General features: G+C 45.4%; 16 protein-coding genes and 2 pseudogenes. 9 read left to right on the plus strand and 9 right to left on the minus strand.

Going from position 1 to position 12,993, the window contains the following annotated elements; genetic code table 11:
- Nucleotides 1-37: 37 nt before the first annotated feature.
- Together BQ1619_RS08075 and BQ1619_RS08080 are read right to left on the minus strand one after the other, a co-directional pair.
- Complete coding sequence (locus BQ1619_RS08075; protein WP_162784629.1) at nucleotides 38-322, minus strand: HU family DNA-binding protein; 285 nt, start codon at nucleotides 320-322, stop codon at nucleotides 38-40.
- Nucleotides 323-438: 116 nt separating this feature from the next.
- Nucleotides 439-798: a hypothetical protein gene (locus tag BQ1619_RS08080; RefSeq protein ID WP_231968604.1), complete on the minus strand. Its 360-nt coding sequence runs from the start codon at nucleotides 796-798 to the stop codon at nucleotides 439-441.
- A gap of 75 nt (nucleotides 799-873) precedes the next feature.
- On the opposite strand from BQ1619_RS08080, the pseudogene BQ1619_RS08085 reads away from it, so the two are divergent.
- Nucleotides 874-1,860: pseudogene (locus BQ1619_RS08085) on the plus strand (aspartyl/asparaginyl beta-hydroxylase domain-containing protein).
- A gap of 2 nt (nucleotides 1,861-1,862) precedes the next feature.
- Here the strand turns inward: BQ1619_RS08085 and BQ1619_RS08090 are convergent.
- Entirely contained in the window at nucleotides 1,863-2,159 is a 297-nt protein-coding gene (locus BQ1619_RS08090) for a DUF167 domain-containing protein (RefSeq protein ID WP_114663357.1), read from the minus strand.
- Nucleotides 2,160-2,181: 22 nt separating this feature from the next.
- Between BQ1619_RS08090 and can the strand changes: the two genes are divergently transcribed.
- Genes can through BQ1619_RS09355 form a run of 6 tightly spaced genes read left to right on the plus strand, consistent with a single transcriptional unit; the run spans nucleotide 2,182 to nucleotide 5,914 of the window.
- A complete protein-coding gene (gene can, locus BQ1619_RS08095; protein WP_114663358.1) occupies nucleotides 2,182-2,847 on the plus strand; it encodes a carbonate dehydratase in 666 nt (221 codons plus the stop codon).
- Nucleotides 2,765-3,724: an LpxL/LpxP family acyltransferase gene (locus tag BQ1619_RS08100; RefSeq protein WP_197711917.1), complete on the plus strand. Its 960-nt coding sequence runs from the start codon at nucleotides 2,765-2,767 to the stop codon at nucleotides 3,722-3,724. The genes can and BQ1619_RS08100 overlap by 83 nt, the downstream gene beginning before the upstream one ends.
- Nucleotides 3,725-3,778: 54 nt before the next feature.
- Nucleotides 3,779-4,528, plus strand: coding sequence for a metallophosphoesterase family protein (locus tag BQ1619_RS08105; protein WP_114663359.1), 750 nt, complete (start codon nucleotides 3,779-3,781; stop codon nucleotides 4,526-4,528).
- Nucleotides 4,518-4,778, plus strand: coding sequence for a hypothetical protein (locus BQ1619_RS09350; RefSeq protein ID WP_197711918.1), 261 nt, complete (start codon nucleotides 4,518-4,520; stop codon nucleotides 4,776-4,778). Before BQ1619_RS08105 ends, BQ1619_RS09350 begins: the two co-directional genes overlap by 11 nt.
- 11 nt (nucleotides 4,779-4,789) lie before the next feature.
- On the plus strand, nucleotides 4,790-5,710 hold the full coding sequence (locus tag BQ1619_RS08110) for a serine/threonine-protein kinase (protein ID WP_197711919.1): 921 nt from the start codon (nucleotides 4,790-4,792) through the stop codon (nucleotides 5,708-5,710).
- 15 nt (nucleotides 5,711-5,725) lie between these two features.
- Nucleotides 5,726-5,914 (plus strand): universal stress protein, encoded by a 189-nt coding sequence (locus BQ1619_RS09355; RefSeq protein ID WP_197711920.1) that lies wholly within the window; start codon nucleotides 5,726-5,728, stop codon nucleotides 5,912-5,914.
- A 69-nt stretch (nucleotides 5,915-5,983) separates the two neighbouring features.
- Here BQ1619_RS09355 and BQ1619_RS08115 read toward each other — a convergent pair whose 3' ends face one another.
- Nucleotides 5,984-7,255, minus strand: a complete 1,272-nt coding sequence (locus tag BQ1619_RS08115; RefSeq protein WP_174222105.1) for a dicarboxylate/amino acid:cation symporter — start codon at nucleotides 7,253-7,255, stop codon at nucleotides 5,984-5,986.
- Nucleotides 7,256-7,355: 100 nt separating this feature from the next.
- Here BQ1619_RS08115 and BQ1619_RS08120 point away from each other — a divergent pair, with 100 nt between their 5' ends.
- Nucleotides 7,356-8,093, plus strand: coding sequence for a pseudouridine synthase (locus BQ1619_RS08120; protein WP_114663361.1), 738 nt, complete (start codon nucleotides 7,356-7,358; stop codon nucleotides 8,091-8,093).
- A gap of 56 nt (nucleotides 8,094-8,149) precedes the next feature.
- Nucleotides 8,150-9,778, plus strand: coding sequence for a peptide chain release factor 3 (locus BQ1619_RS08125; RefSeq protein ID WP_114663363.1), 1,629 nt, complete (start codon nucleotides 8,150-8,152; stop codon nucleotides 9,776-9,778).
- Nucleotides 9,779-9,806: 28 nt separating this feature from the next.
- Here BQ1619_RS08125 and BQ1619_RS08130 read toward each other — a convergent pair whose 3' ends face one another.
- The 5 genes and pseudogenes from BQ1619_RS08130 to BQ1619_RS08155 all read right to left on the minus strand — a co-directional run bounded on the left by BQ1619_RS08130 (nucleotide 9,807) and on the right by BQ1619_RS08155 (nucleotide 12,939).
- Nucleotides 9,807-10,373, minus strand: coding sequence for a hypothetical protein (locus BQ1619_RS08130; protein WP_114663365.1), 567 nt, complete (start codon nucleotides 10,371-10,373; stop codon nucleotides 9,807-9,809).
- Nucleotides 10,367-10,780, minus strand: coding sequence for a patatin-like phospholipase family protein (locus tag BQ1619_RS08135; RefSeq protein WP_162784630.1), 414 nt, complete (start codon nucleotides 10,778-10,780; stop codon nucleotides 10,367-10,369). The genes BQ1619_RS08130 and BQ1619_RS08135 overlap by 7 nt, the downstream gene beginning before the upstream one ends.
- A gap of 664 nt (nucleotides 10,781-11,444) precedes the next feature.
- On the minus strand, nucleotides 11,445-11,804 hold the full coding sequence (locus BQ1619_RS08140) for a DMT family protein (protein ID WP_114663369.1): 360 nt from the start codon (nucleotides 11,802-11,804) through the stop codon (nucleotides 11,445-11,447).
- Between the two features lie 230 nt (nucleotides 11,805-12,034).
- Nucleotides 12,035-12,559, minus strand: a pseudogene (locus tag BQ1619_RS10095) (MBL fold metallo-hydrolase).
- Complete coding sequence (locus BQ1619_RS08155; protein ID WP_114663376.1) at nucleotides 12,556-12,939, minus strand: hypothetical protein; 384 nt, start codon at nucleotides 12,937-12,939, stop codon at nucleotides 12,556-12,558. Before BQ1619_RS08155 ends, BQ1619_RS10095 begins: the two are co-directional and overlap by 4 nt.
- Nucleotides 12,940-12,993 lie beyond the last annotated feature (54 nt).

The following is a 12,993-nucleotide window of genomic DNA, read 5'->3' on the forward strand; positions in this document are numbered from 1 at the left end:
ATTGTTAACAGCAATCTTTTTTATCAACAAGGAAGAATCACTTCTTACGCTTGTTAACTGAATCTTTAAATGCTTTACCAGCAGAAAACTTAACAGTTTTAGCAGCGGCGATTTTGAGTGGCTCGCCAGTTTTTGGGTTGCGACCCATACGTGCAGCGCGCTTACCAGATGCGAAAGTACCAAAGCCGATCAGTTGTACTGAATCACCTTTAGTAACAGCTTTGATAATGTTCTCGATAGCGAAATTCAATGCGAATTCAGCTTTAGCTTTAGAGATCTCCGCGTCGTCAGCAATTGCTGCGATTAGTTCGGCTTTGTTCAAGTGAAGCTCCTTATAGATATTGATGTCGGCGCACATTGCGCTTACATGATTTTAACCACAAAAAATTACGAAAATAAAGCTGCGTAACAACAATTTTTAAAACAACAACAAATTATTCATCCAGCACTTCTATGCCATTGACAAAATATTCGGTATCTCCAAAATAGGTTGTCGGCAATCCAATGTGCTGTGCGTATTTTAGAGCCACTTTTTCCTAAGTTAGCATTAATTTTTTGCGCCACAGCATCATCGCGCACCGTAAAGAGGAATTTTTCCGACATGGTTCCTGGCATGGAAACCATCGCCAATTCACCTTCCCAAGTTTTACAAATGTAGCCACGATTCGAGAATTTCTGCACATATCCAGCCCGCTCTCCACTGCCATAGCTCCAAGTGAGCATGATCCAGGTATACGCTGAAATACCCGCTAAGCCAATTAAAACAAGGCTTAAGAGCCACTTTATAAAGCTATTCATTCGATTTCTCCAGGCTATATCCACACAAACCCTAAGCAGCAATAGGGCATCTATTTTCTGCGTTTCTTTAAGTATATGAGGATAACTATAGAAGAAATAGTCGATTCACCGCCTCTATCCAAATTAAAATGGCACTCATTACTTTGGATTGGCAAATCGAATGCACGCGCGTCACATCATCTTTTTATCTTTGTAATATCGGCAATTTACGTCTACTTTAGGGGTAGAGTACGCTTTGGGGTGGTTCGATCGCTTACCGACTACCAGGTTTTGCTAGCCCCCATCAACTCTCTGTTTTACTTATTTTCTAAGGTAAAGGCGAGCGCATTTATTCCCGTGAGCCAGTCTCCTGAAATGTAGCCCCTGAAAGATAGCTGGGAGATCATTTGTCAGGAAGCATTAGCCCTCAACGCTGATGGCGCCATAGCAGCGGCTACCGGCTATAACGATATTGGGTTTAACTCGTTCTTCAGGACAGGGTGGAAACGCTTCCACCTCTACTGGTACGGCAAAGACTTGCCATCGGCCCAGGTGAGCTGCCCAAAGACCGTTGCGCTGCTCAAATCCATTCTCTCTGTTAAGGCCGCTATGTTTGCCTCCCTGCCGCCCGGGGCAACGCTGGTGCGCCATCGCGACCCTTATGCCGGATCCTTACGCTATCACGTAGGCTTGGTTACGCCCAATGATCCAAAGTGTTTCATTGATGTTGATGGAGAGCGTTATTTTTGGAAGGACGGAGAGCCCGTGATGTTTGACGAAACCTACATTCATTACGCTGCCAACGAGACGGATCAACAGCGCATCGTTCTATTTTGCGATGTGGAGCGCCCTGTTCATACCAAAGTAGTGCAATTGCTGAATCGTTAGTTTGGACGTTATGTCATGAGTGCTGCAGCATCACAGAATGTTGAGGGCGAAAAAGTTGGCTTTGTAAATGTCTTGTTTACTTATTTTTATCAACTGCGTGCACAAGCAAAAAAGCTTGAAGCCAAACATCGTTCTGTCTATTACATTGGAAAGTGGGTATTAATTTTAGGAATTTTGTGGGCGCTCTTTTGGTAGGTCTAAGGCTTCAATAATTGGGTTATTTGCTCAGCATCTATTGAGCCCCAAATTTCAAGTCTCTTCTTGCGACTATTTTGGCCAGATAAAAATTGGATTTGCTTTTGTGGGATCTTCAGTTGCTTAGCTAACCAGGCCAACAAATGCTCATTAGCCTTATTTTCTAGTGCTGGGGTCTGCAGTGAGATCTTCAGACAGCCATCATGTACGCCCACTACCTTGGTCTGTTTTGCACCAGGCTGACAGTAGAGGCTCAGGGCGATTCCCGTGGGGGTTTGTTTTAACCAAATCGGCGTCATAAAAGTACTTTAAACTTAATCCATGCCACATAAACATTCTCAAGCTCTTGAACAGCTATTTGCCAATAATCGCACCTGGGCTGAGAGCATGGTGGCAAAAAATGCCGACTTCTTTAAACGCCTGGTTTCTCAGCAGGTTCCCGAATATCTTTGGATTGGGTGCTCTGATAGTCGTGTGCCCGCAAATGATATTGTGAACTTACTTCCAGGTGAATTGTTTGTTCTTCGAAATGTAGCAAACGTTGTTGTTCATACCGATCTAAATTGTTTATCAGTTATTCAATTTGCGATTGATTTATTAAAAGTAAAACACATTCTGGTTGTGGGTCACTATGGTTGCTCTGGAGTTCATGCGACGCTAACTGACAAACGTGTAGGCCTTGCAGATAATTGGTTGCGTCATGTCAAAGATGTTCATCAGAAATATGAACGCTATTTATGTGATGCCATTCCAACGCCAAAGCGCCAGGATCGATTGTGTGAGCTCAATGTCATTGAACAAGTCGTCAATGTTTGTGAAACCACGATTGTTCAAGATGCGTGGGCGCGTGGACAAGAGTTAACCGTGCACGGCTGGGCTTATCGCCTCGAAACCGGACTCGTGAATGGTCTCGGAATGTCGAGCAGCTCTACCGAGGAAATGCTCGAGCGCTTCGCCAAATCCATCAAGCGATACGAAGCGGAATAGCGCTCGTTCGCTCAAATCTTTTTCGAATAGCGTTGGGGTTGTTTTTCTCAAACACCTATCCCTACTTCCCTCTAACATCCTGGTGTCGCTGAGTTATGGCCTAGGGTACATCGCCGCCAGAATTCCTGAAGATAAAAATCGAGTGGTAACAACCAATCTGCAGATGTGCTTTCCCGATCTGAGCTCGAAGGAAATTGATTCACTCAGTAAAAAACATTGGCGCCTTCTTGGTCGAAGCTTGGTTGAAAAACGCATTATTTGGCTTGGAACCGAAAAGCAATTGAGCAACATGATTGAGGTTAAATCCGATATTGATCTAACGAGTCGGAAGCCGCGTATTTTGGTGAACATGCATTTCACTGGAATTGAAGGTGGCATTATTTTGAGCGCCTTAGCAAGAAAAATGGACTGGCCTCGCACTTCAGGATTTTTTCAGAAGATGAAGAATCCATTTTTTAACCAGAAGATTATTGATTGGCGTAATCGCTTTGGCGGCAACTCGATTGATCGGCAAGGAAATGCCAAAGCTATTATTCGTGAAATTCGCAATGGCGGCTTCATCATCATTGCTCCTGATATTGATCTGGGCCTAAAAGATTCTGAATTTGTTCCCTTCTTTGGAATCGAAACCAATACGGTTACAACGATCTCGCGACTTGCAAAAATTACGGGTGCCGATGTGTGCATGATGAGTACCTCTCTAAAGGAGGATGAATCTGGATATCTTTGTGAAATTAGCCACCCACTAGAAGACTTTCCGAGCGATGACCAAAAGGCGGATACCGCTCGCTTGAATCAATATTTCGAACAAGAGATTCGTTTACGTCCCGCTGAATATTATTGGGTGCATAAGCGCTTCAAAAATCGCCCTACTTAGTGCCGAGCCCCTATAACCCTTCAAAGTAAAGGACTTTTGTCCTATCATTGAAGGATGTCAGAGCGTATTGGACTATTTGCCGATCTCCACAGTAATTTAGAGGCTTTCGAAGCCTGCATCAGCAAGGCGGAAGAGCTCGGCGTTACCCGCATGGTTTTCTTAGGGGATCTAGTTGGATATAACGCAGATCCTGCAGCACTCATTGATCGAATTGCTGGTTTAGTCGAATGTAAAAAAGCGATTGCTATTCTTGGGAATCACGATGAGGCGGTTTTTAAAGATCGTCGCGACCAAATGAATGCGAGCGCCAATGCTGCAATTGAATGGACTAAAACACAATTAAGCAGTAGTCACGTCGATTTTCTAAAAAATCTTCCGCTCATTGTGCATGAAGAAAATATTTGCTTTGTTCATGCTTCTGCATACAACCCCGGCGACTGGAATTACGTTACGGATAGTATGAGTGCTTGGCGTTGTGCCCAAAATTCAGGCAAGAGCTATGCCTTTGTGGGTCATGCTCATGAGCAGGCGCTCTTTTATCAAAACGCGGTTGGTAAATTAATCCGTTTTGCCCCTCACCCTGGGAATGACATTCCGGTTTTGCAACATCGTCAATGGGTTGGCGTTGTTGGCTCTCTTGGCCAGCCCTGCGACGGCAACCCAGAGGCATGCTTTGCCGTCTTTGAACCAAGCGCAGAAGTACTAACATTTCATTGCGTACCTTACGATCATTTCTTAGCCGCTGAAAAAGTGCGTCGCTCAGGACTGCCCGAAGATTTGGCGAATCGAATTCATGGCCATTAATACCGACATTCAAGCCGTCGACGACATTTTTCAAGAAAGCAAAGTTGTTGACGGATTTGTCATCGGCAAGGAAGTTCACCGCGGTGGCATGGCAAGCCTTTACTCGGCAACTAAAGAGGGCATTGATGTTCCTATCCTGCTAAAAATTCCACGTGTTGGCAGAGATCAACCTGTTGAAAGCCACATTGGGTTTGAAACTGAACTCACGATCTTGCGCTCACTCAAAATCCATACGTACCAAAATTTTTAGGCGCCGGCAATATGGCGACCCGACCCTATATTGCAATGGAGCGCGTAGAAGGTCGACCACTAGAAGATCTTATTAAAGAGGGCAAAGAATTTACGATTGATGAAGTTGTAAAAATTGGCGCCGATCTTGCCCAAGCCGTGCAATCACTGCACTCGCAAGATACTATTCATCTAGAAATCAAGCCCGAGAATATCTTGATTGATGACAAAGGCAAACTGACACTGATTGATTTCGGATTGTCACATCACGCACGCTTCCCAGACTTGCTCGCCGAAGAAATACGCAAAGGGGTTGGCTCAGCACCCGACATTTCACCCGAACAGGTTGCTGGAATTCGTTCGGACTCGCGCAGCGATATCTACTCCATCGGCGCCATCATGTATGAGCTCCTCACCGGCGAGCTGCCATTCGGCAATCCTCAAACTATGAGTGGGTTAAGAAGGCGCATGTGGGCAGAACCTTTTCCACCTCGCGCCATCCGCCGTGAAATTCCGCGCTGGCTTCAAGAAACAGTTCTCAGATGCCTAGAGCCTCGCGCGGCGGATCGCTATCAGAGCGCGGCGCGACTTCGTCAAGTCTTGCGAGATCCTGAGGGCGTGACACTAACGGAACGTGCGGACCGAGTGGAGCCTCCGAGCTTCTGGCAAAACTTAAAAGGCATGTTTAAGGCTGCAGGCTATGAGCCCTCTCCGAGTCCTAGACCTAGTATGGGTGACTATGAGGCACAAGATACTCGCCAATCCGATGAAGATCTACGTAAACGCATGCAACTGACGGCAAAAAAATGCTGTTGGCTTATCCAAAAAGCCGCCTGGTTTGTATTAGCACTATCAGCAGCGCTCCAACATTTAAAGGCAACCAAGAAAATGAAACCGCCGGCGGAATTGTGCGCGGTCACTTGGTGCAGCTCATGGATTGGGCAAAGCCACTAAATTCCGCCCGAAAGAGTGTCATTTCATGTGCTTGAGGCGATGGATCCAGCTACGCGCATTGCGGACTTTGCCAAAGATAATGACGCATCGCTAATTCTGATTGGCGCATCGCATAAGCTTCCTAATAAAGTAACGCCATGGAGAACCTCGATGACAAAAATTGTCGAAGAGGCCCCCTGCAGCGTTCATATAGTACGCACTTAAGCGCCACTATTTCTACTTCATTCTTTCTTGCTTTTCGTCCAAGATCAGTTCTGGATCTTGAGCCTCAACCTAATTGTCTTTGTTAAGGACATCCGTTAATTGTTTTTGATCTAATTCACCGGTCCATTTAGCAACTACAATCGTCGCAACGCCATTGCCTACTAAGTTAGTTAAAGCGCGCGCCTCAGACATAAATCGATCGATGCCAAGAATAATTGCCAAGCCAGCAACGGGCACATTTCCAACCGCTGAAAGAGTTGCCGCTAAAACAATAAAGCCGCTTCCAGTAACACCAGCAGCACCCTTTGAAGTCAGCAACAGCACTAATAACAAGGTAATTTGTTGCATGATGGTCATGGGAGTATCGGTAGCTTGTGCAATAAATACTGCGGCCATAGTCAAGTAAATAGATGTGCCATCCAAATTGAAGGAATATCCGGTTGGAATGACGAAGCCTACACAGCTTTTTTTGGCGCCTAAAAGCTCCATTTTTTCCATCATCCGCGGCAATACGGATTCAGAAGAAGAGGTTCCCAAAACAATCAGCAACTCTTCTTTGATATAACGCACAAACTTAAAAATACTAAAGCCATTTAATCGTGCGATGATGCCAAGCACAACAAACACAAATAGCAAACAAGTGATGTAAAAACTACCCATCAATTTACCCAAGGAAAATAACGAGCCAACGCCATACTTACCGATGGTAAAAGCCATTGCACCAAACGCTCCAATTGGCGCAAATTTCATGATGATACCAATGATGTCAAATAGTACGTGGGAGAATTTTTCGATTAAATCAAACCCCAACGTTCCGCGACCACCAAAGCGATGTAAAGCAAATCCAAACAGCACAGCAATAAAGAGCACTTGCAGAATTTCGCCTTTAGCGAATGCATCAACAGCAGTGCTTGGGATAATGTTCAGCAAGAAATCTGTTGTGGTTCCTATTTTTCCAGGGCCGGTATACGCAGCAATACCCTTGGTATCTAAAGTAGTGGGATCGATATTCATGCCGGTGCCTGGTTGTAAAACATTCACAACCACCAGGCCCACAATGAGAGCAATCGTGCTGACGATTTCAAAATAAAGAAGTGCAATGCCACCCGTCTTGCCAACTTTCTTCATATCTTCCATGCCGGCAATACCGACAACTACCGTACAAAAGATAATCGGGGCAATCAACATTTTGATGCCCTTAATAAACGCATCGCCAAAAGGTTTCATTTCTGTTCCAAAGGAGGGATAGAAATGTCCCAACAGAACACCCAGGGCAACCGCTACAAGGACTTGAAAATAGAGAATCTTATAAATTGGTGGCTTTTTGGTTGGGATCGTCATTGCGCTGCCCTTCATGTGCTGGTCATAGAGATTGAAGTGTAGCCCCTATGGGATGCTGCCTCGCATCAAATTTATTTGAGCTTTATCGGATAATGCTGAAATGGAAGAAAAAGTACGAGTCTCGAAACTGCTATCAGAGCTAGGGCTCTGCTCACGACGTGAGGCTGATTCGTATATAGAACAAGGGCTAGTCACCGTTGATGGTGAAGTAGTTAACGAATTGGGTGTTCGAGCATATCGCCATCAAAAGATCGAATTGCAGTCTGGCGCTAAAGCTCAACAAGCATCTCGCATCACTGTAATTTTGAATAAACCCGTTGGCTACATCCCTCATTACGGCGACGAACAAGAATATCAGCCCGCTGCATCGCTAATAACCCCAGAAAATCACTTCGGCAGCCCCCTAGATAAAGGCAGAAATCCACGCTTTAATACAAAAGGACTTGCTCCCGCAGGAAGATTAGATATCGACTCGACTGGATTACTTGTCCTCACACAAGATGGTCGCATTGCCAAACTACTGATTGGTGAGAATAGTCCCATTAAAAAAGAATATTTGGTTCGCGTTGAGGGCAAGCTTTCATTTGAAGATCTTGATCGACTAGGGCACGGATTGTCGCTTGATGGCGTGAAACTAAAACCTGCACAAGTGAGTTGGCAGAATGAAGATCAATTGCGCTTTGTACTGCGCGAAGGTCGTAAACATCAAATTCGACGGATGTGCGAAATGGTTGGACTAAAAGTTCTTGGACTCAAACGTGTTCGCATGGGGCGCATCTCACTTGGCCCATTACCGCCTGGTCAATGGCGATTTTTAAGGCCTGAAGAGCAATTCTGAAAAGCCTGCCCGCTTATAATTGCGCCCATATTTAGATTAACTAGCGCAGAATTACCATCGATACCCCCAGCCCAAACACCCCAGCAGCAGAAGTACTTAGACGCCGCAGTTTTGCCATCATCTCTCACCCAGACGCAGGGAAAACTACGCTCACAGAGAAACTATTGCTGTATGCAGGCGCCATTCAAATTGCAGGAAGCGTTAAAGCGCGTAAGGCCAGCAGGCATGCAACATCTGACTGGATGGAAATCGAAAAACAACGCGGCATCTCTGTAGCCAGTTCCGTGATGCAAATGGAATATCGAGATTGCATCATTAATCTACTGGATACGCCAGGGCATCAGGACTTTTCTGAAGATACTTATCGGGTATTAACTGCCGTTGACTCAGCACTCATGGTGATTGATGCCGCAAACGGTGTCGAATCTCAAACGCTCCGCCTCTTAGAGGTTTGCCGGGCACGCAATACGCCTATTGTTACGTTCATTAACAAACTGGATCGCGAAGTAAAACCGCCAATGGAGCTCATGGATGAAATTGAATCCGCTCTTGGTATTGAAGTCGTTCCCTTTACCTGGCCAGTGGGCATGGGCAAATCGTTTGCGGGCGTTATTGATATTGCCAACATGCAAATGCGCATGTTTAAAGCAGGCGAAGATCGTGTCACCGAAGACTCGCATGCGGTTGTGGATGTGTATGACCCTGATTTAAAAGCACGTCTTGGCACCGATCTTGAAAATGCTTTAGCTGAAGTTGAATTAATTAAAGAAGCCATGCCGGCTTTTGATCGGGACGCCTTTTTGGCAGGTCGCCAATCCCCCGTATTTTTTGGTTCTGCTATCAACAACTTTGGTGTTCGGGAAATTCTGAATACCTTGGCGGAATTAGCACCCTCTCCGGGTTCGCGTAAAGCTCTTCAGCGCGAAGTCAATCCTGGTGAAAATAAATTCTCGGCCATGGTCTTCAAAATTCAAGCCAACATGGATCCGGCACATCGTGATCGCGTAGCGTTTCTACGCATCTGCTCTGGGCACTTTGCACGCGGCATGAAACTGAAGATCTGCCGCAATGGCAAAGAAGTGCGCACAAATAATGCGCTCTCTTTTTTGTCACAGCGACGTGATATTTTGGATGAAGCGTTTCCGGGCGACATTATTGGTCTTCCCAATCATGGCCTATTGCGCCTTGGTGACACCCTTACTGAAGGAGAGCAGTTGCAATTTACGGGGCTTCCTTTTTTCGCCCCAGAAATATTTCGCATGGTCGAATCTGCAGATCCCTTACGCTCGATGCAATTGCGGACGGGATTAATGCAACTGGGTGAAGAGGGGGTCATTCAGGTATTTAGGCCAATGGCTGGCGGCACGATGTTATTAGGCGCCTTTGGTCAATTGCAATTTGGAGTGATGAGTCATCGCTTGCAAACCGAATATGGCGCTGAAGTGCGACTATTGCCAGCTCGCTATAGCCTAGCCCGCTGGATAAGCTCTGAAGATGCCGTAGCCCTGAAAAAATTTACACAAGAAAATATTCATCGTATGGCGGAGGACGTTGTTGGGGCGCCAGTGTTTTTAGCCTCACATAAATCCGAACTAGACGTTGCTCAGCAACGTTGGGAATCTATTCAATTCCACGCCCTCAGAGAACATGCGGGCTTAATTTACCAATCGGACTTAGCCGGATAAGAATTCTTATTGGCGGGCTGGGTTGCAATTAAATATGGCAATCAAATGAAGAGTCTTCCTTTTTAAAGGAAGCCGTTTTGCCAGATTGCGCACAATAAGCATTGGCTTTTTGCGTCAATTGCTCAATCGATTCGCCACTGCTATTTAGGAGGGTAACGTGATTTGCGTCAGATGCATCAGTATAGACTGGAGCGCATCCGCCTAAGGCACAGCCGAAGGCGCCAATAATATGTTTTGTTTTCGTTCCTCCAGCCTCTAGCTCTTTAATTTCTTGATTAATTGTGTTTGGAAGCGACGATAAACGCAGCCCCTGTTTTTGTTCATTGACTGTGCCATCCCCCAAGGAGATAACAATTGCACGCTTGACGCCAGCAATAACACCGCTGTGAGTGCTACTTTGCGACATCTCACCATCCATGCAGAGTCGATCCTTTACAAATGTCGGCCCAACCTGACCGGGCGCTGACGAACTTGCGGCGCAGGCCACATTAATTGGGACATTATTTTCAATAGAAACCACAATTCGTTGTCCGGTGTAACAATCGATTGCAGTGGTAAATAAACCATTAAATGGCCATGCCTTTGCAGTCAGCAATTTTTCATAGTTTTGTAATGCTTTGATGTGCCATCAGGATTTGATGATGCCATTGCCGCCTTACCAATTTTTTGGATGGACGCATAAGATCCATCACGCACCGAAAGTTCTGCCCGTTGAGCTCTAATCTGCGAAGGATTGAACTGTACTGCCGGCATCATCTCGGAAAGCAATTTTGGAAAGTCTGAAAATAAGTCGATTTCATCGGCCAAACGCCACAGATGGCCGGCCATGAGCATGGCGCCAAAAATTGAACCAGCAGAGGTTCCAACCACCACATTTGCTTTGCTTAAAGCTACCCCATTTCTTTTTAGAGCAACGGCATATCCTGCATACCAAGCAATCAGAGGAGTGCCCCCTCCACCCAATGCTAGCCCACGCTCTTTTCCTTTGGCAAAAGAATTCATAAAAGGCATCAGCCGAACTAGCCCATCTTTCCTAGTCTGCGGTAGATTCAACATCGCTCTTTGCAAGCTGCTCCTCTACTTGAGCAATCGTTTTTTAGATGGGCTTAGTTCTTGCGCGCCAGCGTGGGGCCCTGCAACAGTAACAATGCTTGCGGCGGAAGATTTCAAAAAAATTCTGCGGGAAAATTTTGTCATGATGGCTCCATTTGTTCCTATTCAATTTATAGTAGATTGAATAATTGTTAAGTGCTACAGGGTAGCTTCGGTGCTTGCTCTCTGCCAAGGGCTAAGATTCTTAGTCCTATCCAATCAACTTATATAAAGACCACCCCATATTCAAAACCACCAATCCAATCAGTGATTGAAAGTGAACTTCATTCCCAGTACGCGCTTGCTGAAGTTCGAAGGGGGCTCATTAATGCCCTTAGCATGAATCAAGCGGCCAATGATCAACGCAATACCCGGGATCGCCACTCTCGACCGCAAAAGAGAGCCTGATGAAAATGATGGTTAAAACGGAGGCAATGATTGAGGTGACTATTAGCATTTGGATCTCCAAAAGAATTTCTAAATACCAATCGGGAAATGAAAAACTGCCCGAAAGTATTTTGGGTATTTCTTAATGGGCTGAGATGGAGTCGGCCAGATTGAAGAATTCAGGCATTTACCCTCTAAACATAAAGTAGACGGCGCCCAAAAGGCAGAGGCCGGCCCAAATGTAATCCACCTTGAATGGCTCCCCCATATAGAAAATAGCAAATGGGACAAACACACTGAGGGTAATAACCTCTTGCACAATCTTGAGTTGGCCTGATGAAAGATACTGAAAGCCAATTCGATTGGCTGGGACTTGAAAAATGTATTTAAGCAATGATATCGCCCAGCTAGCAAATACAGCAATCCACCAAGGTTTGGAGGATAGATTCTTTAAATGGGCATACCATGCAAATGTCATAAAAACATTGGAAAGCACCAAAAGGCCAAGAAATGAAAACTGGCCGAGGAAATTGGTTAGATTAGGCATAGGCCAATCTTAACGGGTTTGCGAAGACTGCAAATGAAAAACCACCCGAAGGTGGTTTTAGTATTTCTTGGTGGCCCGGGGCGGAATCGACCAGGGCTGAGGATGCCTATCTTTTCATCGTCCAAATTTGACCATGCTTAAGCACAATAAAGTCTAAGGGCTCTGTTGAGGATTTTTTAGCAATCTCTAAATCTTTAGGCGCTTGATCGAGAGAATCATCACTGAGACCATCAAATGTTCCCCAATGAATCCCAAATAGCAGACTCAGCCTTAACATCTTTCATGACCATTAATGCTTCTGTAGGGTTAAGGTGGGATTCTTTCATAAACCATCTCGCCTCATATCCACCAACAGCTATCGCTGCCACATCAAACCCACCTATCTTTTTTCCAATATCTTTTGTATCTTGTGAATAGCCGAGATCCCCAGAAAACCATAGTCTTAGGTTCGGATGAATAACCGCCCAGCTTCACCACAAGGTTTCATAGCGATCGCCTAGTGCTCGAGCACTCCAATGCTGAACTGCCAGAAAATGTAAGTCGAGTTGATTGGTATTACCTTTAATGCTTACTTGATCATCCCAATCTAATGGAATGACATTTCGGTTGGGACCCTCTAATTTTGTACCTTGGATTTCTTTGGCAAACCAATATTGCGTCCAAAGCGGCACAAAAAACTGAATGCCTTGGTGGTCATTCATCAAGTTTTGAACGGTCTCACGATCTAAATGATCGTAGTGATTATGAGAGATCAATACCGCATTAATTTTTGGTAATTGATCATATGGAATCCCCGGCTCTTGATGACGCTTGGTCCTATAAAACTAAATGGTGAAACGCGGTTTCCCCAGTGCGAATCTGTTAGTAAATTAATTCCATCAACCTGAACAAGCAAAGTGGCATGGCCAACCCAAGTCAGCCTAGGTTCTGGATTATTACTTTTGATTAGCTCAAGATTGGGGGCAACTCCAAGAACTGGTACCTCAGGAGGCTTGGGCAAACCATCGAGCAGACGCTCAAATTGCCAGCGCCATAAACCAGGCTTGTCTGATCGATCCGCATATCGATTCACAAATCCATCGGCTTGATGATGCGCATTATTTGCGTTGTAGTCTGGATTAGTGGGTGAGGTCAAACTTCTACATGAAGTAAAAATAAGGCAAGCCATCAAAAGACATGCGCCACCAAT

The sequence above is a fragment of the Polynucleobacter necessarius genome (assembly GCF_900095195.1).
Taxonomy (GTDB): domain Bacteria; phylum Pseudomonadota; class Gammaproteobacteria; order Burkholderiales; family Burkholderiaceae; genus Polynucleobacter; species Polynucleobacter necessarius_G.

Coding starts and splice junctions, on each gene's coding strand:
- BQ1619_RS08080 (WP_231968604.1), bottom strand. CDS start 798: ATGAATAGCTTTATAAAGTGGCTCTTAAGCCTTGTTTTAATTGGCTTA.
- BQ1619_RS08090 (WP_114663357.1), bottom strand. CDS start 2,159: ATGACGCCGATTTGGTTAAAACAAACCCCCACGGGAATCGCCCTGAGC.
- can (WP_114663358.1), top strand. CDS start 2,182: ATGCCACATAAACATTCTCAAGCTCTTGAACAGCTATTTGCCAATAAT.
- BQ1619_RS08100 (WP_197711917.1), top strand. CDS start 2,765: ATGGTCTCGGAATGTCGAGCAGCTCTACCGAGGAAATGCTCGAGCGCT.
- BQ1619_RS08105 (WP_114663359.1), top strand. CDS start 3,779: ATGTCAGAGCGTATTGGACTATTTGCCGATCTCCACAGTAATTTAGAG.
- BQ1619_RS09350 (WP_197711918.1), top strand. CDS start 4,518: ATGGCCATTAATACCGACATTCAAGCCGTCGACGACATTTTTCAAGAA.
- BQ1619_RS08110 (WP_197711919.1), top strand. CDS start 4,790: ATGGCGACCCGACCCTATATTGCAATGGAGCGCGTAGAAGGTCGACCA.
- BQ1619_RS08115 (WP_174222105.1), bottom strand. CDS start 7,255: ATGACGATCCCAACCAAAAAGCCACCAATTTATAAGATTCTCTATTTT.
- BQ1619_RS08120 (WP_114663361.1), top strand. CDS start 7,356: ATGGAAGAAAAAGTACGAGTCTCGAAACTGCTATCAGAGCTAGGGCTC.
- BQ1619_RS08135 (WP_162784630.1), bottom strand. CDS start 10,780: ATGAATTCTTTTGCCAAAGGAAAAGAGCGTGGGCTAGCATTGGGTGGA.
- BQ1619_RS08140 (WP_114663369.1), bottom strand. CDS start 11,804: ATGCCTAATCTAACCAATTTCCTCGGCCAGTTTTCATTTCTTGGCCTT.